The 25,756-nt window shown below is 37.2% G+C and carries 22 protein-coding genes, 1 pseudogene and 1 riboswitch; of the genes and pseudogenes, 15 read left to right on the top strand and 8 right to left on the bottom strand.

Annotation, left to right across the window (positions count from 1 at the left end):
- Positions 1-68: 68 nt before the first annotated feature.
- Both BDR01S_RS00825 and BDR01S_RS00820 read left to right on the top strand, forming a co-directional pair.
- Complete coding sequence (locus BDR01S_RS00825; RefSeq protein ID WP_066253251.1) at positions 69-1,907, top strand: sensor histidine kinase; 1,839 nt, start codon at positions 69-71, stop codon at positions 1,905-1,907.
- On the top strand, positions 1,882-3,123 hold the full coding sequence (locus BDR01S_RS00820; RefSeq protein WP_066253256.1) for a response regulator transcription factor: 1,242 nt from the start codon (positions 1,882-1,884) through the stop codon (positions 3,121-3,123). Before BDR01S_RS00825 ends, BDR01S_RS00820 begins: the two co-directional genes overlap by 26 nt.
- Before the next feature lie 101 nt (positions 3,124-3,224).
- On the opposite strand, the gene BDR01S_RS00815 is transcribed toward BDR01S_RS00820, so the two are convergent.
- Together BDR01S_RS00815 and gltC are read right to left on the bottom strand one after the other, a co-directional pair.
- Entirely contained in the window at positions 3,225-3,557 is a 333-nt protein-coding gene (locus BDR01S_RS00815) for a replicative helicase loader/inhibitor (protein WP_066253259.1), read from the bottom strand.
- A gap of 152 nt (positions 3,558-3,709) precedes the next feature.
- Complete coding sequence (gltC, locus tag BDR01S_RS00810) at positions 3,710-4,621, bottom strand: glutamate biosynthesis transcriptional regulator GltC (RefSeq protein ID WP_066253262.1); 912 nt, start codon at positions 4,619-4,621, stop codon at positions 3,710-3,712.
- 148 nt (positions 4,622-4,769) lie between these two features.
- On the opposite strand from gltC, the gene gdhA reads away from it, so the two are divergent.
- Positions 4,770-6,152 carry an NADP-specific glutamate dehydrogenase gene (gdhA, locus tag BDR01S_RS00805; protein WP_066253265.1) on the top strand — a complete coding sequence of 461 codons (1,383 nt, stop codon included), beginning with the start codon at positions 4,770-4,772 and terminating at the stop codon, positions 6,150-6,152.
- A 246-nt stretch (positions 6,153-6,398) separates the two neighbouring features.
- Here gdhA and BDR01S_RS00800 read toward each other — a convergent pair whose 3' ends face one another.
- A complete protein-coding gene (locus BDR01S_RS00800; protein WP_157412959.1) occupies positions 6,399-7,169 on the bottom strand; it encodes a hypothetical protein in 771 nt (256 codons plus the stop codon).
- 252 nt (positions 7,170-7,421) lie between these two features.
- Between BDR01S_RS00800 and thrC the strand changes: the two genes are divergently transcribed.
- The gene (gene thrC / locus BDR01S_RS00795; protein WP_066253270.1) at positions 7,422-8,825 is read left to right on the top strand and encodes a threonine synthase; all 1,404 of its coding nucleotides are present in this window, start codon (positions 7,422-7,424) and stop codon (positions 8,823-8,825) included.
- A 116-nt stretch (positions 8,826-8,941) separates the two neighbouring features.
- Here the strand turns inward: thrC and BDR01S_RS00790 are convergent, their stop codons facing one another.
- Together BDR01S_RS00790 and BDR01S_RS00785 are read right to left on the bottom strand one after the other, a co-directional pair.
- The gene (locus BDR01S_RS00790; protein WP_066253274.1) at positions 8,942-10,192 is read right to left on the bottom strand and encodes a multidrug effflux MFS transporter; all 1,251 of its coding nucleotides are present in this window, start codon (positions 10,190-10,192) and stop codon (positions 8,942-8,944) included.
- 212 nt (positions 10,193-10,404) lie between these two features.
- Complete coding sequence (locus tag BDR01S_RS00785) at positions 10,405-12,255, bottom strand: XylR N-terminal domain-containing protein (RefSeq protein ID WP_066253277.1); 1,851 nt, start codon at positions 12,253-12,255, stop codon at positions 10,405-10,407.
- Positions 12,256-12,444: 189 nt separating this feature from the next.
- Here BDR01S_RS00785 and BDR01S_RS00780 point away from each other — a divergent pair, with 189 nt between their 5' ends.
- The 4 genes from BDR01S_RS00780 to BDR01S_RS00765 all read left to right on the top strand — a co-directional run bounded on the left by BDR01S_RS00780 (position 12,445) and on the right by BDR01S_RS00765 (position 16,427).
- Entirely contained in the window at positions 12,445-13,395 is a 951-nt protein-coding gene (locus BDR01S_RS00780) for a VOC family protein (RefSeq protein ID WP_082797268.1), read from the top strand.
- Between the two features lie 11 nt (positions 13,396-13,406).
- Positions 13,407-14,234 (top strand): alpha/beta fold hydrolase, encoded by an 828-nt coding sequence (locus BDR01S_RS00775; RefSeq protein WP_066253283.1) that lies wholly within the window; start codon positions 13,407-13,409, stop codon positions 14,232-14,234.
- Positions 14,235-14,443: 209 nt separating this feature from the next.
- A complete protein-coding gene (locus BDR01S_RS00770; RefSeq protein ID WP_066253286.1) occupies positions 14,444-15,634 on the top strand; it encodes an acyl-CoA dehydrogenase family protein in 1,191 nt (396 codons plus the stop codon).
- A 184-nt stretch (positions 15,635-15,818) separates the two neighbouring features.
- Positions 15,819-16,427, top strand: coding sequence for an MFS transporter (locus BDR01S_RS00765; protein WP_066253289.1), 609 nt, complete (start codon positions 15,819-15,821; stop codon positions 16,425-16,427).
- Here the strand turns inward: BDR01S_RS00765 and BDR01S_RS26785 are convergent.
- Together BDR01S_RS26785 and BDR01S_RS00760 are read right to left on the bottom strand one after the other, a co-directional pair.
- Complete coding sequence (locus BDR01S_RS26785) at positions 16,342-16,665, bottom strand: transposase (RefSeq protein WP_157406083.1); 324 nt, start codon at positions 16,663-16,665, stop codon at positions 16,342-16,344. The two genes, BDR01S_RS00765 and BDR01S_RS26785, sit on opposite strands and share 86 nt — an antisense overlap.
- Before the next feature lie 126 nt (positions 16,666-16,791).
- The gene (locus BDR01S_RS00760; protein WP_066253292.1) at positions 16,792-18,078 is read right to left on the bottom strand and encodes an MFS transporter; all 1,287 of its coding nucleotides are present in this window, start codon (positions 18,076-18,078) and stop codon (positions 16,792-16,794) included.
- A 186-nt stretch (positions 18,079-18,264) separates the two neighbouring features.
- On the opposite strand from BDR01S_RS00760, the gene BDR01S_RS00755 reads away from it, so the two are divergent.
- The 4 genes and pseudogenes from BDR01S_RS00755 (at position 18,265) to glgA (ending at position 22,358) form a co-directional block, all read left to right on the top strand.
- The gene (locus BDR01S_RS00755; protein WP_066259896.1) at positions 18,265-18,876 is read left to right on the top strand and encodes a DNA-3-methyladenine glycosylase; all 612 of its coding nucleotides are present in this window, start codon (positions 18,265-18,267) and stop codon (positions 18,874-18,876) included.
- Positions 18,877-19,101: 225 nt separating this feature from the next.
- Positions 19,102-19,800, top strand: a pseudogene (locus BDR01S_RS24640) (sugar phosphate nucleotidyltransferase); the annotation flags it as partial.
- Between the two features lie 100 nt (positions 19,801-19,900).
- Positions 19,901-20,905, top strand: coding sequence for a GlgC family sugar phosphate nucleotidyltransferase (locus tag BDR01S_RS00745; protein WP_439951469.1), 1,005 nt, complete (start codon positions 19,901-19,903; stop codon positions 20,903-20,905).
- A gap of 7 nt (positions 20,906-20,912) precedes the next feature.
- Positions 20,913-22,358 (top strand): glycogen synthase GlgA, encoded by a 1,446-nt coding sequence (glgA, locus tag BDR01S_RS00740; protein WP_066253297.1) that lies wholly within the window; start codon positions 20,913-20,915, stop codon positions 22,356-22,358.
- Between the two features lie 72 nt (positions 22,359-22,430).
- On the opposite strand, the gene BDR01S_RS00735 is transcribed toward glgA, so the two are convergent.
- Positions 22,431-22,859 (bottom strand): cell wall hydrolase, encoded by a 429-nt coding sequence (locus BDR01S_RS00735; RefSeq protein WP_066253299.1) that lies wholly within the window; start codon positions 22,857-22,859, stop codon positions 22,431-22,433.
- A gap of 485 nt (positions 22,860-23,344) precedes the next feature.
- On the opposite strand from BDR01S_RS00735, the gene BDR01S_RS26780 reads away from it, so the two are divergent.
- The 3 genes from BDR01S_RS26780 (at position 23,345) to BDR01S_RS00725 (ending at position 25,399) form a co-directional block, all read left to right on the top strand.
- Entirely contained in the window at positions 23,345-23,515 is a 171-nt protein-coding gene (locus BDR01S_RS26780) for a YuzK family famiily protein (protein ID WP_501193406.1), read from the top strand.
- A gap of 304 nt (positions 23,516-23,819) precedes the next feature.
- Complete coding sequence (gene ftsZ / locus BDR01S_RS00730) at positions 23,820-24,968, top strand: cell division protein FtsZ (RefSeq protein WP_066253302.1); 1,149 nt, start codon at positions 23,820-23,822, stop codon at positions 24,966-24,968.
- Between the two features lie 170 nt (positions 24,969-25,138).
- Positions 25,139-25,399 (top strand): hypothetical protein, encoded by a 261-nt coding sequence (locus tag BDR01S_RS00725; RefSeq protein WP_066253305.1) that lies wholly within the window; start codon positions 25,139-25,141, stop codon positions 25,397-25,399.
- Positions 25,400-25,667: 268 nt separating this feature from the next.
- Positions 25,668-25,748, top strand: a riboswitch (glycine riboswitch).
- Positions 25,749-25,756: the final 8 nt, after the last annotated feature.

The following is a 25,756-nucleotide window of genomic DNA, read 5'->3' as shown; positions in this document are numbered from 1 at the left end:
CTTAAAATATGGACAGGGGCGAGGCTGTTTTTTGCCCCGATCTTTTTCATTACGAGGAGAGGTTGGGTATGAAAACACAAATGATACAACAGGCATTGTCCCTGTCTTTTCGTTATAAAGTCCTTTTAATCGCAATCACATGCTTAATCCTTCCTACTTTAAGCACATTCACAGTCTATAATTACCTTACAAAAGATGCGGTGAAGGAACAAGCAGTTATCAGTTCGCAAAATGAATTGAAATTAACAGACGAATACATAAAAAGTGTTTTTCAAGATATGTTATACACACTTAACTTTATTCAAATCGATACCGAGCTTAATGCCATATTAAAATATAATAATCAAATGAATACAGTAAATAGAGGAATACAATATGAAGAGTTTTTAAATGATCAAAATGTGCAACAGAAATTGGATACGATTACATTAATTGGACAAAAATCCTATGTAACCATTTTGCTTAATAATGGCAAATTTTACACCAACTATTCAAACAGTGAATTTAATCCACTCATTCTAAAAAATGAGCCGTGGTTTCAATTTTTAAGTAATCTAAAAGGATATAGTTCAATTTGGATTGCTCCTCAGCCGGCAATGATTGCTTCTGAAAGAAAAAATAATTCCTTTCAGTTATCTGTGGCGAGACCATTGCGGGACAGTAATTCCGGGATCTACGGATACGCCATGGTAACCATAATGGAAGATAGAATCATAGATATCTTGAGTAATGATAGTACCGATCATGGCATGGTACTGTTAAATGAAAAAGGTAAGATAATTGCGAAGAATAAGCATTTAGAGGGGATTTTAACTGAGAATATCAATCAAAAAATCATGAACAATACAGCCGATGTGATAAATATAGAGGGGGAAGAGTATTTAATTAATGAACGTGAACTATCGATTACAGGCTGGAAATTAATCTCCCTAAATCCCTATGAAAATGCCATATCAAGAATTAACTCCATTTTCAATCAAGTATTTATTGTGCAAACGGCCACCTTTCTCGTATTTTTAGTTTTACTTGTCTATCTTTTAAGAAAAATATTAAACCGATTAAATGATTTAAGAAATTTAGCAGCAAAGGTACAAAAGGGTGATTTGTCTGTCCGTTCCAAGGTTAAAGGGAAAGATGAAATCGCCGTCCTATCTAGGTCGTTTAATCTTATGCTAGATAAAGTGAATCAGGTGATTGAGGAAAATACGCTTACGCAATCCAGGAAACGGAAGGCAGAGCTAGCCATGTTACAAGCACAAATCAACCCTCACTTTTTGTTTAATGTGTTAAATTCTATTCGAATGAAAGTTCTATTAAAACGAGATCATGATAGTGCAGAAATGATCAGCTCTTTGTCAAAGCTCTTAAGAATTACAATTGATAAACATAAAGGGATGATCCCTTTTCAAGAGGAAATTGAAATTAATCACGATTTTGTTCGAATAATGAATATGAGGCAAAGACATAAGGTTGAATTAAAAGTAGAGGTATCGCCGGAGGCACTTTCGATTGAAATTCCTCGATTGGTTTTACAGCCAATCATCGAAAATGCCATCATTCACGGATTTAGTGACCATGAGGGTTACATTATATTAAAAGCAAACTATCTTGAAGATTATTTATTAATTGAGATTATCGATAATGGGAATGGGATGGTGAAGGACCAGCTTACAAAAATTAGGGAAACAATCGATAAAACAGGTTCAGAGGGGGAGAACTTCGAGAGTGAACAAAGGAATAGTTTTTCGAGTATTGGTTTATCCAACGTAAATGAACGAATGAAATTAACTTTTGGTGAAGACTTCATAATGCAGGTACATAGTGCATTGGACAAGGGGACGAGGGTTTCCATGTATATCCCAATGAAGAAGGAGATCAAGCATGTATCAAGTGATGTTAGTAGATGACGATTATCCCGTTTTAGAGTTTCTTTCTGAAATGATTGACTGGGCTGAACTGGGGCTACAGATACAGAGCGTTCATGTTAATGGTTTAAGCGCCCTATTGGAAGCAGAAAAAAATATGCCTGACATCTTAATCACCGATATCGGGATGCCTAAATTAAACGGCATTGAACTGACAAAAAAATTAAAAGAAATCAATTCCTCCCTATTAGTTGCCATACTTTCATGTCATAGTGAGTTTGAATTTGCCCAACAAGCGTTAAAATTACGTGTTCAGGAATATATATTAAAAGATCGATTGAATGTGATAGAGATTGAAAAATTGTTGAACCAGTTTGTCCAGACACTGGAATTAAGAAAGTATAAGAAGATCAATCAAATGCGTTTGGTCCAAACGCTAGAACAAAATAAAGAATTAATGTTAGAACGGTTTATCAATAAAACCATTCAACAGCCAATCCATAATGAGAAAGGATGGGAGGAGGAAGCACAGTTACTCGGTTTGCTGCCGAATCAATGTTACATGATAACCTTGTGTATAATGAATAATTATCATAGGGTCCTTAAATCATTCCGTTCATCTGAATTGGTCCATTATTTCATACATAATGTGATTACTGATATGATAACCAATGAAAATGTAAATGGTGTTCATGGGCAATTTTTTCAAAATGAATCTTTTTTATTTATACCCATAAACTCGGAGAGTGAAGAGAGGACTCAAACGATTAATCATTTACTTCTTCAAAAGATTCAATTTACTTTTCAAGATGCTTTTGAAATTTCAATGTCATTTGTTAACGGGGTCCCTGCTTCAAAACCTAGCAATATAAAAAACCAAATGGTTAAGCTGATTGAGTCAAAGGATTCTCAAATTAGTGCAAATTCAGAGATTGCCAATGCTTGTAAATATATTTCAGATAATATCCATCGGAAAATAACATTGGAGGAGGTAGCAGGTTTTCTACATCTTAATTCTAGCTATTTTAGTCGTTTGTTTAAAAAAGAGGTTGGTGAAACTTTCATTAAATATGTGGTCAACATGAAAATGAAACGGGCAAAGGAATTATTAGATTTAACCAATGAGTCCATTCTCGAAATTAGCGAACAATTAGGCTATGAAAATCAAAGTTACTTTAATAAAACATTTAAAGGATCTGAAGGTATTTCACCTATCGAATATCGAAATCGAGCTTACAAAAGGGAAATGAATAGATGAACTGGAACTGATTTTGTTTCTGCGCAAAATGGCTGGCTCTAAATTGATTTCATGCATCAATTCAGGAGATATAGACCGCGCCGAATAGGATGCTTTCTGCTTCAAACAGATTTTCTAGCTGCATATTCGGCAAGCCATTCTGGTAATGTATTTCGTTGGTTAGGTTGGCGATCAATTCTCTCCCGTCCTTTCTTCATCCATTTTTGTAAAGTTTCTGGAAAATCATTTTCTTCAAAGGAGAATACAGCAATATCAGCAATCGCTGGTGGAAAAGGGCTTTTGCGAATGTGGTTTTTCACCTTCGACAAAACCTTTTCATAATCCATTTCAGAACAAAATTGGAACCATAGCTGGACCACCTCGTCCTTAAATATGTAGTTGGGATAAACTGATTCAATAAGTATTAACAGCTTGACTACCTCTTCCTTGGACATTGCGATTCCTCCTCAAACACAATTTTCCCTTCATCAATCAGCCGTTCAACCCGGTCAGACATGGATTCTTTCTTCGATTTTTTTGATTTGTTTCCTTTTTTCCGTAGATTCTAGTATTGGCTAGATGCCTTTTAACAATACGGTTCAATTTTTTAATTTCGAAACTCATTTAATCGTCTATAGGTTTCAAGCAGGAAATCATAAAATAATGCTTCGGTAGGAAGCAGTTTACGCTGAGTCGGGTAGATGACACCGACTGTTCGTGTGAGGTTCACATCTGAAATGGGAATCACGACGGTGGACCGCGGTGTGTTATCTACCAATGTCATCTCTGGCATCAATGCTACACCCAATCCAGCAGAAACTAGCCCTTTTAATGCATCAATATCCTTCCCTTCGAAGGCAATTTGTGGTGAAAAACCTGCATCATTACATCCTTGCACAACTTGTTCACGAAATACAAACCCTTCAGGTAGGACACAGAATGAATCCTTTCTTAAATCCCGCAGCCGAAGCGATTTCCGATCAGATAATGGATGATGAAGTGGAAGGAGGGCGACGATATTTTCTGTAAAGAGAGTCGCGCCTTTTATTTTTGTCTCTTTTTCCTGATTGGGCATGGGTGCCATCATAGCCAGATTAAATTCACCATTTATAACACCATCAATTAAATCATAATAAAGGGCATTGCTCATTTGAAATTTCGCTTCTGGGTAGAGGGTGCGAAAAGCGTAAATTATGGAGGGCAATGTATGGGCAGCCATGCTAATTGGGAATGCAATTCGAACGGTTCCTTTTTCAGGATTTAAATTTTCTTCTACTTCTCTCTTGGCATCCTCCATCAAATTCCACACTTGTTTCATCCGTTCATAAAAAATTCTGCCGAGTGGGGTTAACTTGACGCTCCTTCCCTCACGAATAAAAAGTTTCACACCTAATTCATCTTCTAAATTGAAGATTTGTCTGCTAACGGAAGATTGGGCTACGTGCAAGGCATTTGCAGCTTCTGTAACATGCTCTCTTTTTGCTACTTCTAGGAAATATTGAATCTGCCTCGTCTCCATTTTTTTTATCACTCCATTTTAATGTGTTAAACGCATGAATTTCATCGAAAATTGAGATTGAAACTATTAATTATAAAATTATAAAATGAAAACACATAAAAAAAAAGGGAATCTTCTCAACTTTAAAATATATTAGGGGCTGAATGCGATGAAAATGCTGGACAGATTAGAAGAGAATCAAATACAAATCGTTAAAAATTACGTAAATCGATTATATAAAACTGTTCAATTACGTAATCCAAATGAAGAGGAATTCCAGCAGGCTGTTAAAGAAGTTCTTGATTCTTTAGTCCCAGTCCTTTTGAAAAATCCGAATTATATAAAACAAGCAGTTATAGAAAGAATAATCGAACCTGAGCGATTGATAACTTTTCGAGTTCCATGGGTGGATGACCAAGGGAAGGTACAAGTGAATCGTGGATTTCGTGTTCAATTTAATAGTGCGATTGGACCTTATAAGGGCGGACTACGATTTCACCCTTCCGTTAACGCAAGTATCATAAAATTCCTCGGGTTTGAGCAAATCTTCAAAAACTCATTAACCGGTCAGCCCATTGGTGGTGGAAAAGGCGGTTCAGACTTTGATCCTAAGGGGAAATCGGATTTAGAAATTATGCGCTTCTGTCAGAGCTTTATGACAGAGCTAAGTAGATACATTGGACCAGATGTCGATGTTCCCGCCGGGGATATTGGAGTTGGGGCGAGAGAGATCGGTTATTTGTTCGGACAATATAAGAAATTAAAAGGAGCATTTGAAGCAGGTGTTCTAACTGGAAAAGGCATTGGGTATGGTGGAAGCTTAGGACGGAAAGAAGCGACAGGATATGGATTAATATATTTTGTCGAAGAAATGCTCAAGGATAAGGGATTGAGCTTTGAAGGAAGTACAGTGGTAGTATCTGGTTCAGGAAATGTTTCCATTTATGCAATCGAAAAAGCGATACAGTATGGCGCAAAAGTGGTAGCATGCAGTGATTCAAGCGGCTATGTTTATGATCCAGACGGCATTAACCTAGATACAGTTCAACGATTAAAAGAAATCGAGAATAAAAGAATTTTTGAATATGTGAAAGAACATCCAAATGCAATCTACCAAGAAGGGTGTTCAGGCATATGGACGATCCCGTGCGATATTGCTTTACCATCTGCAACGCAAAATGAAATAAATAAGGAAGCGGCAGATATATTAGTTTCGAATGGGGTAAAAGCAGTGGGTGAAGGTGCAAATATGCCATCTACACTTGACGCCATCGATACGTTTATCGAACACCAAGTTTTATTTGCTCCAGCGAAAGCAGCAAATGCAGGCGGAGTTGCAGTCTCCGCGTTAGAAATGGCACAAAATAGTGCAAGATTATCTTGGACACAAGAAGAAGTTGATTTGAAATTACAAGACATCATGAAAGATATTTATTATAAGAGTATGAAAGCATCAGAAGACTATGATTCTCCAGGCAATCTTGTTGTCGGGGCTAATATCGCTGGATTCTTAAAAGTGGCTGATGCAATGATTGCACAGGGTATAATATAAATCTTACGACGTTGAAAGGTCACTAATTCGTGGCCTTTTTGTTGTGATTGTTTAGACAGTAAAAAGGACTCAACTCCCTGGTTAAGTCCTTATTTTATATGAATTCAATCGTTTTCCTTAGTCAATTATGCTTACAGCCAATCATTTATTCCTTTCCAAAAGATTAGTTATCGAAAAGGATTATCAATTTAATCCTTTTGTTTCGATTTTACTAGTATGAAGTTTTTTCAAAAAGGACAATCCTAATCAACACCTCCTCATCATTAAATTAGATTGGTTCTGATCACCCGGACCGATGAAATCTAATGCGGCAGGAGAAAATACTGTAAATGTTCTTTTATTGCCCTCGAAAGCCATTCGGATTGGTTCATAAACCTCTAGATCCTGAAAGACATTGCCTCCCCGGATGATCCTCTTTTTCTTCCTGTCTACGAAGACAGCCTTATCTATCTTTCTATCTGTGTTATCATTTACACGCTCTTTCACTTTCTCTATAAGCAACAATGATCCTTTCTCGGTTTTGAGTACTTCTTCTTCCATCGAAGCAACCATTCCCATTTCACGGTTATTTACCACCAAGATAAAGTGATATCCTGTTTCCGTTTTCTGTTGCATAATACTTACTCCATCTGTGATAAAGGTGACAGATTGTTCCGGTTCTTTTGTGTGTGAGTCTGGAGAGTTTTCTTTTTGCTTAATGACGCGATAAGATGCTTTTGCCCCAATGCCTTCCTCTGTGAAGTCAAAAGGTCTGATACTTTGTGTGTGTACAAGGTAGACATCATTCACTTTTTCTTTGCTGTTTAATTGGACACATAAAGCAACATCTTCTTTCACCGCCTGTTCCTCTTCGTTAGAGCGAATAGGGACATTCATTTTCATTCCCGGAAATTGAACGAAGATGTAGTGGAAGTTTTTCTTAGGCTGCAGATCCGAAAGTCTCATTAACTCACAACCTTTCCGATTTGTTACAAGGTTATTTTCCCTGTAGGGGTATAATTCAATATCTTTCTCCACATTCCTGTATAAGTATGAATAGTTTTCATCGTCACTTTCTTATGAAATGCGATGGTTCCTGCTAAATTATGAGTTAATCTACTATCGAAACATGTAAAACGTGATAAAACGCTTTCATAAACGACAATTTATGGACTATTCGCTCAATTGTGGTAAAATAAATTTTATATATTAAAGCCCCACAAAATAATATAGTAATCATCCCGCTCCAAAATTGATGAGCATACAACTAATTTTAATCTGGAGGAAACTATGAACTTTATTAGTACACGCGGAAATGTAAGTAAAATTGGTTTTATTGATACGGTCTTGATGGGACTCGCAAATGATGGGGGACTTTTAGTACCGGAGAAAATCCCGCAAATTCCTGCAGAAAAGTTGGAAGCAATGTCCAAGTTAACTTATCAGGAATTAGCTTACGAAATCTTTTCCTATTATGTTGATGGTGAAATTCCGGAAGATGAGTTAAAGGCATTAATTGAGAAAAGCTATGCAACGTTTCGCCACCCAGAGGTCACACCTATTCAAAAACTGAAGGATAACATGTATGTGCTTGAACTGTTCCATGGCCCCACTTTTGCTTTTAAAGATATTGCTCTGCAATTCTTAGGAAATTTATATTCTTATGTATCCAAGAAGACAGGTGAATCGGTTCATATTCTCGGCGCTACATCAGGGGATACGGGTGCCTCAGCGATTGAGGGTGTCAAAGGAAAAGAAGGCATTCGCATTTGTATTTTGCATCCCCATGGCAAAGTAAGTAAGGTACAAGAATTACAAATGACGACGGTTGATGACAAAAGTGTATTGAATTTAGCAATAAAAGGAACGTTTGATGATGGTCAAAGAATCATCAAGGAATTGTTTGCAGATGTAGATTTCAAAAATAAATATCATTTGCGTGCGATTAATTCCATTAACTTTGTTCGGATCATGGCACAAACGGTTTATTATTTTTATGCGTATTTCCAATTGAAAAAAGAAATGGATATAAAGAGTATTAACTTCAGTGTGCCGACTGGTAATTTTGGAGATATCTTCGCTGGTTATCTAGCCAAAAAAATGGGACTGCCAGTAGGCAAACTAATTGTAGCAACAAACGAGAACAATATTTTAGAAGGTTTTATCCGTGATGGTGTATACGAGCCTGGTGAGTTCCGCAGCACCTTTAGCCCTTCGATGGATATCCAAGTAGCTAGCAATTTTGAGCGCTATCTTTATTACTTGCTTGGAGAAAATCCAAATGAAGTATCCGTGTTAATGGAGAAATTCAAGGTAGAAGGAAAAATTGTTGTGAATGATGAGCAGCTCCTCCAGGTAAAAGAGGATTTTGCAGCACATGGAGTGGAAGGGGAAGAATGCTTACAAACCATCAGTACGTACTATGCTGAAACGAGTTATTTATTAGACCCACATACTGCTTGTGGGGTTGCTGCTTACGAAAGATGTAATCAACCGAGTGAGGTTTGTGTCACACTTGCAACTGCTCACCCGGCAAAATTTAATGAATCCATCGAACGTTGTAATATCGAGCAGAAATTTCCAGAGCAAATAAGTCAATTGTTTAATAAACCACAGCATTTAGAAGTGGTTGAGGCCGATAAAGATGAAATTGTAGGTAACTTAGAAAAGCTGTTTAGTTTTTCCTCGAAATAAAACAGAAAATTAGATTCAGGATAAATAAAGCCTCTTTTGCTATATTGGAAACCCAATAAGTAAAAGAGGCTTTTTTGTGGCTAAAAGGGAACGGACATTGGAGACCATTTTGTCATCTAGATTGATATTGATTTACTTTTGGATATTTTTTGTCGTCTCGGTGCTAGGAAAATGTAAATTAGGACCGCTCCAAAACTTACAATCGCCATGACAATTCCCATCGATAATGCTGGGGCATTTCCTAAACCGGTAAGAGGAGCTGTACTTCCCCCAATGACAAACGATAATACTCCAAGTAACGCAGCTGCACTTCCAGCTGACTTGCCTTGATTTTGCATGGCGATTGAAGATCCTGAAGTACTTACCATCCCAATACTTGAAACAATAAAGAATAATGGCAGCAAGATCGCGTACAGGCTTGCATGAAGAAGAATCATAATCAATAATATAATGGATCCTGCGAAAGCAATGCTTAAGCCCACAACAAAAAGTTTTCTTTCACTAACTCGGCCAGCCAATCTACCAGTAATTTGACTAGATATAATAATGCCAATACCGTTGATGGCAAATACCAGACTGAAGAACTGCGGAGATGAGCCATAAACGTTTTGTAAAACGAAAGGAGAGCCTGATATATAAGCGAACATGGCCGCAAAAATAAACCCTTGCGCTAAGGCATATCCGATGAAACTACGATCAAATAATAGGTTTTTAAACGTAGTCAGTGTATTGTTAATGCCTCCCTTTGACCGTACGTCAATGGGGTGTGTTTCGGGCAAACTTATCAAAACAACGAAAAACATACATAAACCTATGATACTTAAAACCACAAACACACCTTGCCAAGGGGCAATTCGTAAAAGCTGACCGCCTAATATAGGTGCAAGAATTGGGGCAACACCATTGACTAAAGCTAGCAACGAGAAAAATTTAGTTAACTCTGAACCTGAGTAAAGATCTCGTACAATGGCACGGGCAATCACAATGCCAGCTGCCCCTGCAAATCCCTGTATAAATCTTAAAATGATGAAAAACCAGATGGATTGACTAAACGCACATAAGAAAGAGGAAATTGCATAAATCACTAATCCAATCAGCAGAGGTATCCTCCGCCCACGTACATCACTTAGTGGCCCTGAAACTAACTGTCCGAGTGAAAGACCAAGCAGGAAAAAGGTTAAGCTAAGCTGCACAAGAGAAGAAGTAGTGTGAAGCTCTTTTGCAATATGTGGGAGAGCCGGTAAATACATGTCAATAGACAATGGTCCAAAGGCTGCTAAGGTTCCCAATATCAGTGCCAGCACAGCTCTCCTTGAATGTAACGATGTATTCTTTGTACTTTCTATCTCCTCGACTGAATCGCGCATAAATCTATTTCTTCCTTTCTTGAATCAGTGATTCAGATTATTATAGAAAATACAAAGTAAAGATTAATTCTTCATATATCCTCTATGTTTATTTTATTCTATAAAAAACAATAAACAATCTTTTGTGGAAATAAAGTACGTGTAACAATATTCTTCTGTTTGTTACACTTGCATGATCCATCCATATCCTCCACACTATTAGCTATTACCTTTTAACTGTCTCTAAAACCCACTAAAAAATCACTATCTTGAAAATTGCTTGTCTTAGAATAAACTTCGATTGCTTTCAACAAAAGAAGTATTTGAAAATTCTCGTTCGAATCTTTGAAATCTACATTCAAATACTCCTTCAAGTTTTCTAGTCGATAAAGAAGTCCACTCTTAGAAATATTTAACAAGCGAATCGTGGTTTCAATTTTTAAATTGTTATTTAGGTATATATATAAAGTTTCTAGGAGCTCATTCCGTTTTTGTTCCTTTAAAGAAAAGATTCCTGCAAAACGATTTTTTGCAAGCTGCTTAATATGTTCCATGTTTAAATCATTAATAAATATTGACAAAATACTAATATCTTTAAACGCAGTAATGGATGCTTTAGGGCTAGAAACGAGAGCAATTGCGGCCTGATTATAGTGAGAATGAGCCTCTAAAATGCTATGTCCAATATCGCTATAACCAATTTGAACTGGATGATGAGGAAATTGTTCTATCAAAGTTTCTCTTAAATTACTAAAAACCTTCAAAATGAAAGCATGGTCTTTTAACGGATGAAATAACAAAATAGCTAGTTCCTGTTCCTTAAAAGATATAAGTATACGTTGTTTTTTCAAGTTTCTACGAATAAAATTTTCAATCTCTTTTTGAATCTTAAATATATTATTACTCCATCTCAAAATAGCAACGGTATATAATTGGTTAATATCAATATCATAGTAGCGAGACCTAGATTGAATCTGATTTTTATCTGTTAAACGTTGATGCAAAATTTCATTAATAAATTTGGATTCATCCTCTGCTTGTGATCTTTCTAAAATAGAATTCGTCATAAGTAGAACAGAAATGACGTTTGTCATTTTTGATAATATTAAATAGTCATATGATGTAAATGTTTTTGGATGCATCGATATTATTGACAAATATGCAACGACTTTATTTTTAATAACAATCGTATTTGTTAATCGAATATGATTTTCTAATTGAATAACCTTTTTCGTAAAAGAAAGTTGCTGACGCCTTTCAAAAAAGTACGTACCTAATTGATTTCTTTCCTTTTGGTCATATATCCTCATATCCTGCTCAATAAATTGTCTATCCCTCTCAGACAAATTAGTAGAGTGAGCAAAGTTATAAAATATATCTTCTATTAAAAAGGTTCTGCCAAAAGTTTTTTCAGCCTCCTTTATAATATCCTCAACTGTTGCCCCGTCTATAATCGCTTGAATCATCTTACTTTGAATATTACCAAGTTCATTTAGATCAAACGATCCTTGATTTTCAGAGAGTTCATTTGATTCATCAGGTAAATGGTTAACCGTATAAGTCTCCCATGTACAGTTTTCATCACCTCGTGCCACACAGGTTTTCTCAGCAACATTCACTTCAAATTGAAAAACGGTACTCATATAGCCAGTTGCATAACCCATGAGTGTATGGCAAACGGGCACATCACTTTGACCAAAATAATCTAGATGAACTTTTGCCTCATAAGAATGTAACCACGTTCCTGTACCATAAACTGTCTTAACTGATTTATCACCATAAAATTCGATATATCCTTCAAAAGTCGAACCTTTCATATGTCCTTTTTTACAATGAAGAGTAGGTCCTTGATTAAGAATTTCTTGTACATCGAAATATTTCTCTCTCATTCGTTGAGCATCTGAAGCCCCTAATTGATACCCATAATTGAACATTAATTCTGTTGCTTTCTCTATCCCGTTTATTTCAATCAAATCAGCTCTTAGAAAACTTAAAGCTCTAGCAATTGCAATATTGTCGATATCTTCTTCTCCATTTTCAAGATGGAAAGTAGTCTTATTCGAAGAAATAACACGCCGGCCCAACTAATCCCCCCCTTAATTATAAGAAATATCTCTAAAAATATAATTATTACTCTATTATACTAAAACATTATAAAAACTAAACGATTTGTACTGAAAGCGGTTTCAAATTAATACGATTAGTCTATTTTTAGAATATTCTATATTTAATATATTGAATGTGTTACCGATAAAAACTTATAAAAGGGAGAAATGCAAATGTTACCAGAAATCGCTAAACTAGGTCATATTGCTTTAATCACACCAGATTTAAAAAAATCACTTTGGTTCTTCTCGGAGGTTTTAGGTTTAGAAGAAACAGAAGTAGTGAATGGTACGCATTATTTACGTGCATGGGGAGATTTTGAGCACCATACATTGTCGCTAAAACAAGGGGAAAAATCCAAAGTAGATCACATTGGTTGGCGTACAAAACGTCCTGAAGATGTAAAGAAATATGCTGAATTGTTAACAGAGGCTGGAGCTGATGTAAAGTGGATTGAAGCTGGTGAAGAAGCAGGACAAGGAAGAGCAATTCGCTTTAAGTTACCAAGTGAGCATCCATTTGAAATTTATTATGAGATGGAAAAAACTCAACCAGATCATGACCGTAAATCCGTGCTAAAAAACCAAACGTATAAAGCTTGGAGAAAAGGTGCTTCACCACGTCGTATTGACCACGTGAATCTAGCGACTTCACAAGATCCTGCAGTTATTCATAAATGGTTAATTGATAATTTAGGGTTTAAACTGCGTGAATATATTGACTTAGGTGACGCAGGAATTCGTGCAGGCTGGTTAAGTGTTACACCATTAGTACACGATGTAGCTGTTATGAGTGAGCCAGATGCAGAAACACCAAACCGTCTACACCACTTGGCTTACTGGTTTGATAATGCACAAGATATTTTACGTGCCGCAGATGTTTTAAGTGAAGAAGGGATTAAATTTGTAGGACCAGGTAAACATGGAATTTCACAGGCAGTTTACTTATATGTGAAGGATCCAGGTAGTGGTCACCGTGTAGAATTATTCTCTAATAGTTACTTAATTTTTGAACCAGATTGGGAGCCAATTAGATGGACACTTGAAGATTTACAAGTAGGACTAACTTATTGGGGACAAGATGCAGTGATTGGTAATGAAGGAACAACTGAAGCCTAGGAGGTGCCAGAATGAGCTATCAAACAGAGATTTTAGATACAGGTCGTTTTCAAACTTTCTACTGTGAGGCAGGACAGGAAAATGAGGAAGTAATCGTATTCCTACACGGGTCTGGTCCCGGAGCAGATTCTGTTAGTAATTGGCAACATCTTTTACCGGAACTTGCAAAGGACTATCATGTAATTGCGCCCGATATGTATGGATTTGGAAATACAAAACATCCTGAAGTATACCCAAAATCATTTTGGGAATGGACACAATGCCGAGTTGACCAGCTATTTGAGCTATTAGATAAGAAAAATATTGATCAGTTTAGTCTCGTTGGAAACTCAATGGGTGGCTATGTGTCTCTAAATGTTGTAATGCAATTACCCGAGCGAGTAAAAAAGGTATTACTTATGGGAAGTGGCGGTGGTGAAACACCCCCAACACCAGAAATTCTCCGTATGGTCGGATTCTACAAAAATCCAACCTTTGAAAACCTTCGTAATTTAACAACTTGGTTTGTTCATGATCCGTCGTCAATACAAGATTCATTGGAAGATATTTTAAAAATTCGCTATGAAACGATTCAACGTGAAGATATTCGCAATTCTTATGTCCACAACATGTTCCCTATGCCAGGTGAAATTTTAATACCACCAAATGCACTACGTCAAATGGCACAGCCATTTTTACTATTGCATGGTTTAAATGACCGATTTGTTCCGAAAGAGAGCAGTATTAGAATGATGGAACATTTACCTAATGCGGAGCTTCGTCTATTTACACAGTGTGGACATTGGATGCAGGTAGAAAAACGAGAAGATTTCATTAAAGCAGCAAGAGAGTTCTTCTAGTTCATTAGAATTCAGGTTAATCTTTTATAAAATCATAAATTTTCATCTAGGAGAATTTAAGATTCCTAGAAAAAAACGAGAGGTCACTGGAAGAATGAATATTTTTCACTCACTTTTTAGTGACCTCAAAGTATTTTAAGAGACTCGAGGATGAACATCTTGGCTAACTAAATTTGAAAATAGTAAAACATAAAATGGGAGGGTTACAAATGTCCGTTAGTACAAAGCAAAAACTTAAAGGATTTACAGATGTTGAGGTAGAGCTAATTGAAAAAGCAAGGGAAGCAGGTCAACTAGCAGAATCAGAATTAGCAACTTCAGAACTAAACGCATCTGTTTCTCAAAACTTTGTAAATAAGTTGATTGAAGCAGGGATTACACGTGCAAATCTTCCAAAAGAATACGGTGGTCCACAAATATCATTGCGTGGTCTAGGAGAAATTGTACGTACAATTGCGTACCATAATATCTCAGCAGCATGGGTAGGTTATTTCTTCCCATTACACAACAGTTTACCAGCACACCTTCCACAAGAAGGTAGAGATGAAATTATTAACTCAGGCGACTTAATCGTTGATGTTTTCGCACCTATTGGACAAGTCACAGTTGTAGATGGCGGTATTCGTTTAACGGGTACTTATAATTATACAAGTGGTGTTAAGTTTGCAAAGTGGATTGGTTTAGGGGCAATTGCTCAATTACCTGAATCGGATCGTCCAGAATTTATTATGGGCTTCATGCGTAAAGGTGAAGTGCAAGTAAATGAAAACTGGGATACATTTGGTTTACGTGGTTCAGGTAGTAACCAAGTCGTTGCAACGGATGTGTTTATTCCAAGAAGTCGTGTTTTAAGACTTGAAGTTGCGAATGATACACGTCGTCCACCAGCGGGTTCTAATTATGATCCAGATTATTCATATTACCATGTGCCATTCTTCTCTGCATTTTATCTTGGATTCCCCAATATGGCATTAGGTGGAGCCAAACGATTGATAGATGAATATAAAAAACGAACAGAAGCACGTGTACGTCTACATGGAGAAAATGAAAAAGATTCCCCTCGTAGTCAGCGAATTCTAGCTCATCTTATGCTTGAATATAAAAAGGCAAATGGTTTAATGGAACAATATTACGATTTATTAGCAACATATGAAACAGAAGGTCCTTATGAAAAAGGGGAGTTTGCTTCAATTCGTGCGGAAATCATTAAGATTTGTCAAGATATCGCTACGACAGTAATGGTTTCACTAGGCGGGGCGTCTCTAACAAAGAATGAAACCATTGAAGTATTTGTACGAGATATTATTGCAGTTGCCACACATATAACATCTCTATATGAAGATGCACTATACACGTATGGTCGTAATTTATATGGCTATCAAGGAATTGGTTGGGGCTGATTTCCCTAAATATAGATGTATGCTGTTTAAAATACGAAAAAGAAGCTATCCAGAAAATCTACAAAAGTTAAATCGTTAGGGATGGTTGGAGAAGTGAATGTTCACTTTGTGGAGTAAATTCTAATTATAGACGTAAGCGTCAAATAATCCCCACCTACTTAAAGGTGGGGACTAAAGAAATATCGTGTTAAACATTCTAATTTCAAATTTCTTTATGATCTTTTTTACTACAATGACGGCATTTTCGCCGCTTTTCTTAATCAATGTGGCAAAATATACGGAACAACAAACAGCATTGTTTTTATTTGTATTAGGTCTAGGGATATTCTTTTGGAATTTGGTTGGCCCTATGATTTCAGATCACATTGGTAGGAAACCAGCATTGGTTATGTTTACTTTTATCAGTATTTTTATCCCAATAAGTGTAGCTTTATTATATAATAACTTCCCATTACTGTTAATATTGACCTTCTTTTTAGCAGCTGGTATGGGGTATCAACCCCTTTCGTTAGCCATAATACCAGCAGAATCTGTTCCTCGGCCACCTGTAGCTTCTGCAATTGCTATTATTGTATGTGTTGGGGAGGGGATTAGGGGCAGTCTAGGACCCGTATTATCAGGGATTCTAGCGGATCACTATGGATTATTTTCGCCCCTATGGGTGGTAGCAATTGCTTGTGCGATCGCTTTCCTCTTATCTTTTGGGATTAAGGAAACTGCTCCAATAAAGCTATTAAAAATAAAAGAGAAACATGGTTCCGTAGAAACATTGCAAAGTGAGCAAGGTATTTAAATAAATAACAAGTTTTCATACTTAACGGTATATTGAATGAAAGCCATCTTAATAAATAATACAGGTCAATACTCTGACCTCCCCGTTCAGATGAATACATATCTTGAACGTGTGAATAGATAAATGAAAAATCAATAGCTGCTTCGATCTTGCGAACCAATTGGTTTCCAGGTACAAGTTGTTCTAAAGCTATCATTTCTATTTGGTAACGATTTATCTCTGTATTTTTAGTAAGCATTTCATTCATCCCATCAAAATCTCTGTACCTTAATTATATAAAAAAGACTGCAGGCAAACCCGATTTTTTTCGAATTTGTCTACAGTCTGAAGTCTCCCTTTAGAGAAGGGAGACTTTTTTAATCCATTAACTTACTTGGACTTTACTAGATTTATCTTTGGCAGCGTTTTTATATTGATAGGCATTTTTTATAGGCACCATTGACAGGGCGGCGGCTGCAATTAAGCCAGGAATGGCAAAGGCGATAAAGTTTAAGTGAATTGGTAGTGAAATTGATAATAAGAATCCTCCTAAAAGGGGCCCGAGCATACCGCCGGTCCTGCCGACTCCAGAAGCCACCCCTAATGCTGTAGATCTGATAGATGGCGGATAGTACTGGGAAACATAGGCTTGAACAATATTTTGTGCACCAATGGTTGCAGCTCCGGCAATGGCTACTAACAGATAGATTACTAATGTATTTCCTCCAAATCCTAGGAGTGTCAGAGCCACAGCGCCTGAGGCATACATTGGTACAAGCATTTTTTTGGAACCGTATTTATCACAAAGTCGTCCGATTATGAGTGTCCCGATAATGGCTCCGCTTTGGAGGGCAATGAGAAAGCCTAAGCTTGAATTCAATCCATATCCTGCTTCCATCATCAATTTTGGAAGCCAAGTATTCAAACCATATACCATCAATAAACAACTAAAAAACGCTATCCAAAACATAACTGTACTGAAGGCTCGGTTCTCCTTAAATAATCCTATGATAGGAACCTTTGTTCCTTGCATTTTTAAGTCAATAACCTCATCATTTGTACTAAAATGGGATGCTGGACTTACTTTTGCAAGGGTTGCAATCAATTTTTCCTTTTTCCCTGTACGGATAAGATAGCTGGCTGTTTCAGGCAGCTGTTTATACATGATAGGCAATAATAATAGAGGAAGACCCGCAAACCAGAAGATTGATTCCCATCCGAATGTTGGCATTAAGAAGATCCCTATTAAAGGAGCAAAAATTCCTCCTACTGAATAACCACACAAAACGATACTTACGATCATACTTCCCAATCCAGCTAAGAAACGAAAGGTTGAGAAAGTAGTAGGAGTTTCAGAAAAGCCACAAAGGAATGTAAACAAACTAAACAGTATTAATGTTATAGCAATCACGTTCTTTCTGCCAATACGGTCAGCCAAAGTACCGAAAAAGATTGCCCCAAACATCATCCCAAATAACCCATAGGTCCCGATTGCTCCTGCTTCCACCGATGAAAGATTCCATTTTTCAATCAAGGTTGGTAAAACTGTTCCATAGACGACTAGATCATAACCATCAAATAAGATAATGAAAAAACTCCATATCAGTAGTCCTAAATGAAAGCGGTTAAATTTGCTGTTAGCAATAACTTCAGTAGAATTAATCGTTGTCATCAAATACACAAAAAAAGAACTGTATAAGCAGGCCTTTCAAGTGAAGTCTGTATGAAACGAATAAAGGTACCTGAATTTCTTTTTCTGGTGCCTTTAAGTACGTTTTAAAGGGAAGACTGATAAATAAATGGAGATAAGCAATCAATTGGATGGAGGGCATAGATCGTGCAAGAATTTCCAAAAGATATGGTACCATTACCCCAAGATTTTTATGATCAGCCCACGCTTGAACTGGCAAAATCTTTACTCGGATGCCTCCTTGTAAAAGAAACAAATGAGGGAATTACGGCAGGTTATATTGTTGAAACAGAGGCTTACATCGGTCCTGGTGACAAGGCTGCCCATAGCTTTAATAACAGGCGGACGGCAAGAACGGAGGTGATGTTCCATCGTTCTGGACTTGCCTATACATACCAAATGCATACACACTGCCTTTTCAATGTGGTTAGCGGCGGAGAAGAAAGACCCGAAGCTGTTCTGATCCGGGCCTTGGAACCATGGTATGGTATTGAGTTAATGAAAATCAGAAGGGGCATGGAAAGTCCTATAGGTCTAACAAATGGCCCTGGCAAACTGACAAAATCGTTGGGCATTACGAAGGAGGACTATGGCCGTCCACTGACGCTTCCGCCTTTATATATTGCCAATGGCTTTAGTCCGGAGAGCATATCAGCTGGAAAAAGGATGGGAATAGACAATGCTGGAGAAGCCCGGGATTATCTATGGCGTTTCTGGGTTACTAATAATAAATTTGTTTCAAGAAATCAAAAGTCTGAATATGTATTTGACTTTAAATAAGATGTCTTGCCCTTAATCGAGTATCAGCAAAAGTAAAATAAGCGGAGATTTTCCGGTTAAATGCAGGATGGAGCTCGTTTCGGGGTTTATAAGGGAAGGTTTTCCGGTTATGCAAAGCAAAGTCTCCCATTTTCGAATTTTTCGAGGCAATAGGCGGAATCTCTCCGTCTATTTAAGCCTTTTTTAATAATAATTACCAATTAAGCGGAATTTCTCCGTCTATTTATAAGCTTTGGCGCTCATCCTGAAACGCAAAAAGGAGTAAAAGGAACTCGCTTCTCTGTTTGGGCGCCACATGCTATTGAGGTTAAAGTTGTCGCAAATTTCAATAATTGGGAGTGCAGTAATCATGGAATGACCAAGCTAAATGATGAAGGAATATGGTCATTATTTATTCCAGGCCTGCTTGAAAATGAGATATATAAATATCAAATAAAAACACTCATTATTTCAGGTGACCATATTTACAAAATGGACTATTCTAAAATGCTTAATTATCATCGAGAAAAGGACGCTGATGTTTCCATCTCTGTAATAGAGGTTCCTTGGGAGGAAGCCAGCCGTTTTGGTATAATGAATACAAATGAGGATTTAGACATTATTGAATTTGAGGAAAAACCAAAAGAACCAAAAAGTAACTTGGCTTCAATGGGCATTTACATTTTTAAATGGTCGGTCTTAAGGACTTTTTTAGAGATGGATGACAAGAATCCTCAATCAACCAATGATTTTGGCAAGGATATTATTCCTTTATTACTGGAAGAAAATAAAAAGGTTGTCGCCTATCCATTCAAGGGCTACTGGAAAGATGTCGGGACTGTAGGCAGCCTGTGGGAAGCCAATATGGATTTATTAAAAGAGGGAACGGATTTGGATCTTTACGACCGAGGGCTATTATCGCTCCAGGAATGGTCGTGGAGGATCATGCCGTTATTCGTCCTCCGAAAGATGGTGTCTTATTGTTTGCAAGTGAAGACTAGTTAAAAATATACAGAAAAGGAAGGGAGATTCTATGCCGTGTTCCATGCTTGGAATTATTAATGCATCTAATGAGTTTGACACGTTTAAAAATTTAACGGCTCATCGTTCATTAGCATCGCTGCCGTTTGCCGGACGATATCGACTAATCGATTTTATGTTATCCAATATGGTGAATTCAGGGATTATGAATGTGGCTATATTCACCGGTCAAGAAATGAGGTCGCTTATGGATCATTTAGGGTCGGGCAAGCAATGGGATTTGGACAGAAAGCGTGATGGGCTGTTTGTGTTTTCACCGGAGGGTACATCTAGAATCGAACGGTTTGGTTCCTTTGCCCATTTTGCAAAAAATAGGACCTATTTCTTACGAAGTAAGCAAAAGTATGTGGTAATTACAAATTGCAATGCAGTCGGACCCATTGATTTCTGTAAAATTTTAGATCAGCATATTGAAACAGAAGCGGATATTACTGAGGTTTTTCATGAGGGACAATCACTGCAAACATATATTTTGGAAAAAAATTTATTGCTCTCGCTTTTTGAAAAGTACAAGAATCAAGGATACTATAGTATTTTAGATGTCGTGCATGATAAACGCCATCAATTTAAAATTAATATGTATGAATGGACTGGCTATATTGCTATAATCGACTCTCTCCAAAGTTACTATCAAACTAGCTTGGAATTGCTTCAACCAGCAGTATGGCAGCAGGTCTTTACGAAAGATGAGCCTATTTTTACTAAGGTTAAGGATGAGCCGCCAACCCAATATAAGAAGGCGGCTAAGGTGTCGAACTCAATGATCGCGAATGGATGTATCATTGAAGGAGAAGTGGAGAATAGCATCCTTTTTCGTTCAGTTAAAGTCGGAAAAGGCGCCGTCATTCGTAACTCTATTATCATGCAGAAGTGTCAAATTGGAGAAGACTGTGTATTCGATGGAGTAATTGTCGATAAGGATGTCAAATTTGAAAAGGGTATTCAATTGACTGGAACAGCACAAACACCTTATATTGTAGAAAAAGGTACGGTACAAAAGGGGCGTTGATGAAAAGGTGAAAGTGTTATTTGCAGTATCCGAGTGTGTTCCGTTTGTTAAAACAGGAGGACTTGCAGACGTAGCGGGCGCACTTCCTAAAGCGTTAAAAAAGTTAGGTACAGAAGTCCGTGTGATCCTTCCCAATTACAGTTTAATTCCTGAAAAACTTAAATCATCGTTTCAATTTCTAAAAGCGATCAAGGTGCAGGTAGGATTTCGTAGTCAATATTGCGGTATCCTTACTGCAGAGCATGAGGGGATTACATATTATCTCATTGATAACGAATATTATTTTTTTCGTGATTCATTATACGGTCATTATGATGATGGAGAACGTTTTTCTTTTTTCTCCAAAGCCATACTAGAGTCTCTACCTCATTTGGATTTCATACCTGATGTGATTCATTGTCATGACTGGCATACGGGCATGGTGAATTTTTTATTAGACGCTCATTATCGTGATCATCCAATTTATAAGGAAATTAGGACTGTTTTTACCATTCACAATTTACAATTTCAAGGGATTTTCCCCTATGTAGTCATGAGCGAACTGTTGGGATTAGGCCATCAGTATTATAACATGGAACAGTTGGAATTTTACGGAAATGTAAACTTTATGAAGGGTGGGATTGTTGCATCTGATCAGGTAACCACTGTCAGCCCGACATATAAAGAGGAAATTCAAAATCCTTTTTTTGGTGAAAGGCTCGATGGGCTATTACGAAAGCATAGCCATAAGCTAATCGGAATTGTCAATGGAATTGACGACACTTCATATAACCCTAAAACAGACCGTGAAATCGCATTTCCATATGATATCGATTCGATTGAGGGGAAAGTCGAAAATAAACAAGCTTTGCAGCAATATTTTGGTCTGCCAGAAAAAGAAAGCACTCCAATCATTGCTATGGTGACACGTTTAACAGCGCAAAAAGGCTTAGAATTACTCCTCCATGTATTTCAAAATTTGATTCAGGAGGATATCCAATTCATTGTTCTTGGGTCTGGAGATTCTAAATATGAGAACTTCTTTAATCAAATGGAACAGGAATATCCAGATAAGGTAAGAGTATATGTAGGATTTAATGAGTCATTAGCTCATCAAATCTATGCCGGGACCGATTTGTTTTTAATGCCTTCTCAGTTTGAGCCCTGTGGATTAGGGCAGCTTATTGCTTTGCAATACGGAACAATACCGATTGTTAGAGAAACAGGCGGATTGAATGATACTGTTCAATCCTACAATGAATCTACTGGCTATGGGAGCGGGTTCACTTTTAAGAATTTCAACGCTCATGATATGCTCCATACCATTAGAAGAGCCCTTCATTTTTATCATCAAAAGGAAACTTGGAATCATTTAATTCAAAATGTGATGAGTCAAGATTATAGTTGGTTACAATCTGCTAAGAAATACAACGAAATTTATGAGAAGCTGCTTGTTCACTCAGCTTTGGAGTGAAGGAAACGGATATTATTTATATACTGGTTTAGTGGGTATCAATTGTTGGTACCCACTTATATTTTTTTGTGGTTAAAAAGTATTATAAACAGTTTCACAGGTTTCTGCTTTTGGTTGGTAAAAACAGTGATTTTTATACTTTCCCACAAAAGGTTGATTATACCAAGATGGGGGACAATCTCCAGGAGGTTTAAAATACCATAAACTAAATTTTGCAGGCCAAAATCTTTCTCCATTTACGGTACGGCGAGCTAAACGTCTTTCTCGCTCCCGAGCTCTTTGATAAAAATAACCATGCTGAACAGCTTCGAATGCATGTGGTTGGTAAATCATTTGTGGGACGGTTCGTAAACCTTTGAAATCTGAACAATTTGCTCGTATTCGATTGATCCCTACATTTCCCACAAGCATCATGCCCTGTTCTCCTTCGGCTTCAGCTTCGGCTCTAAGTAACCTCGCTAAAAGATCAATATCTGAATTTCTTGCCTTTACAACTGCCATCAGTTCACCCCCAATAAAGAAACAGTTAAAATGTCTACTTTTAATTCATTAGTAGACAACATTTTTTCCACAGACCATACATAGCAATCCTTATCTACACCATATGAAGGATTGGAAAAATCGTGAGTGCCTCTAAATACATCGAAACGGACTTTTTAAAAGCGAGGGAGTTCTATATTACGCAACTGATTTTGAACCGGATAGGATGTATTCGATACCGCTAATGCCACATTTTCGTCGCTCACTGAAATTTGGGTCACTTACTATATGGAAGGATTTGGCTAGAATTGTTAGGATGTCAGTGATATATTCTTCAATTGGAATGTCATCCCTTTATACGTGAAAATACACCGTTTTTTCGACTTTGTGCTGCCTGCAATTCAATGTTAACATGAACACTAAGGTAACCAACGATTCGCCATGTGAAACAAAACTGAAAGGAATGATTTGTTATTAATCATTTACAATTAAGTTATACGAGCGAAATGGAAAAAGCCATGCATAGTGCTCATGGTATAGGTTATGAAGTCTACAGCAGACATCATACTGTGAGAATGAAAGTCGAAAAACGCCGTAAAATGGATTATATTAAGTGCCGGAGATTGGTAGCAGATTTAGACCGACTTGTTCATTATAATAACCGTTTAAAAATATGAATAAAAAGGGAAACCTATGTGAATGAACACGGGTTTCCCTTTTTCTGTCAACGAATAGCAAAGAGGATTTTCATATTATGAAAGTACATTCTCGTTCAAAGAGGATGTGTTTTTTTTACTATTTTTAAAATTAATAAATAGGTTAATCTTAACTAGACAATAAAATGAGGGTTAAGTAGACTACAACTAATACATAAAAACCGCCTTTATTTTCTTATCAAGATAATAGTTTTGGGTTTGAGATATTTAGAAAGTAAAAGAAAAAATATACTGCCACCTAATCTACGATAGAGGAGGAATCAACATGTTAGAATTTAATACAAATATGGACCAACTCGCCAGGATCAAAGTCATCGGTGTTGGCGGCGGGGGAAACAACGCCGTGAATCGTATGATCGATGAAGGCGTTGAGGGAGTTGAATTTATTACAGTTAATACAGATGTACAAGCTCTTAATCAATCAAAAGCAGCTGTCACGATGCAGATTGGTACAGCATTGACAAGAGGTTTGGGAGCAGGGGCAAATCCGGAAATAGGTAGAAGGGCTGTAGAAGAAAGCAAACAGCAAATAAAAGAAGTGTTAGCAGGCGCAGACATGGTTTTCGTTACAGCTGGTATGGGCGGTGGAACAGGCACAGGGGCAGCGCCAGCCATAGCTGAAATCGCCCGCAATCTTGGTGCTCTGACCATTGGGGTTGTTACACGTCCGTTTAAATTTGAAGGCAAGAAGCGCGCTTCCAATGCAGAAAGTGGAATTAACGAAATGAGGGAAGCGGTGGACACCTTAATTATTATTCCAAACGATCGCTTATTGGAGATTGTTGATAAAAAAACACCCATGATCGAAGCGTTTCGTGAAGCGGATAATGTACTACGCCAGGGAGTGCAAGGGATCTCCGATTTAATCGCTGTGCCAGGATTAATCAACCTTGATTTTGCAGATGTAAAAACGGTCATGTCCCATAAGGGGACGGCATTAATGGGAATTGGTATTGCCAAAGGTAAAGATCGTGCAGTAGAGGCTGCAGAGAAAGCCTTAAATAGTCCGTTACTGGAAACTTCCATCAATGGAGCTCATGGTGTGATTATGAACATAACTGGCGGGAATAATTTAAGTCTTTTTGAAGTACAGGAGGCAGCCGATATCGTTGCTTCTGCATCTCACGAGGAATTAAATATGATTTTTGGTTCGGTCATTAATGAAAATTTAGTAGACGAAATTATTGTAACAGTCATTGCCACTGGATTCACTGATAAAGAGGTGACCTTATTACAACCGGCTTCCCACCCTCCAATTGAAGAAATGTCTAATCCATTTCAAAGGGAACCACGTTTGCAGCGTGATCTAATACACCGAGGCGAACCAGTTCAAGACTATGACAAACACTCGGAACATCAAGAAGAATCCTTGGATATTCCAGCGTTTTTGCGCAATCGAAAAAGACGATTTTGATAAAGGGAGTGCAGTGATTTCAACATATCCAATATTTATTGGTTAATTTTTGTTTGCCATTGATTCGTTTGGATTCCGAAATTTTAATTATGACATCTTCCTTATTTTTTAAGAACATTGGACAAGTTTATTGCCATATTCTATTGTATAAATACATGAGGGTGTTCATTATGAGGATCAATAGAGAAAGACAAACTCAACCACAACCAATGATTGGTCAAGCTTGGACTGGCAGACATGTGATCTTGCTTCACTGTACGAACAATAATCAATTCATTAATCTCTATAAAAGTTTCCATGCTCCGATTGAACCACCACGGCAAAATTGTGCAGAAACATTGTCTCAATTATTAAGTATCGGTTATCGCATTATAGCGATTACGCCCATCTCAGCAAATCATATTCAATATTTTTTGGTACTGGGGGATTAGGGATTTAGAATCAACGATTACGATGAAAATGAACCCAGTTCAATGCACCGGGTTCATTTTTTTCCCTCCATGAAAATAGACTTTTTCATTTAGTATTGACAAGGTGATTGAATACTATTAAAATTAAAAATTATTTAACAATAATGAGTTTGTGAGATTAGTATAAAGTAGTACATAACTTTTTTAACTGGGGATTGAACCCTTTCCTCCATACACAGCCAAATTAAATACTAAGCAAGCTATGATTGCTATGGGTCGAACTATAGCAGGAGCAGCTTCTGAAGAGACCGCAGGAAATCTGCGGCGCCGAAGGGTTCACAATCTCAGGCAAAAGGACAGAAGAGTACGAGTACTATA

Source organism: Neobacillus drentensis NBRC 102427 (assembly GCF_001591445.1).
GTDB lineage: Bacteria > Bacillota > Bacilli > Bacillales > Cytobacillaceae > Neobacillus > Neobacillus drentensis.
The sequence above is the reverse complement of the archived record's forward strand: the minus strand, read 5'-3'. Positions and strand labels throughout refer to the sequence as shown.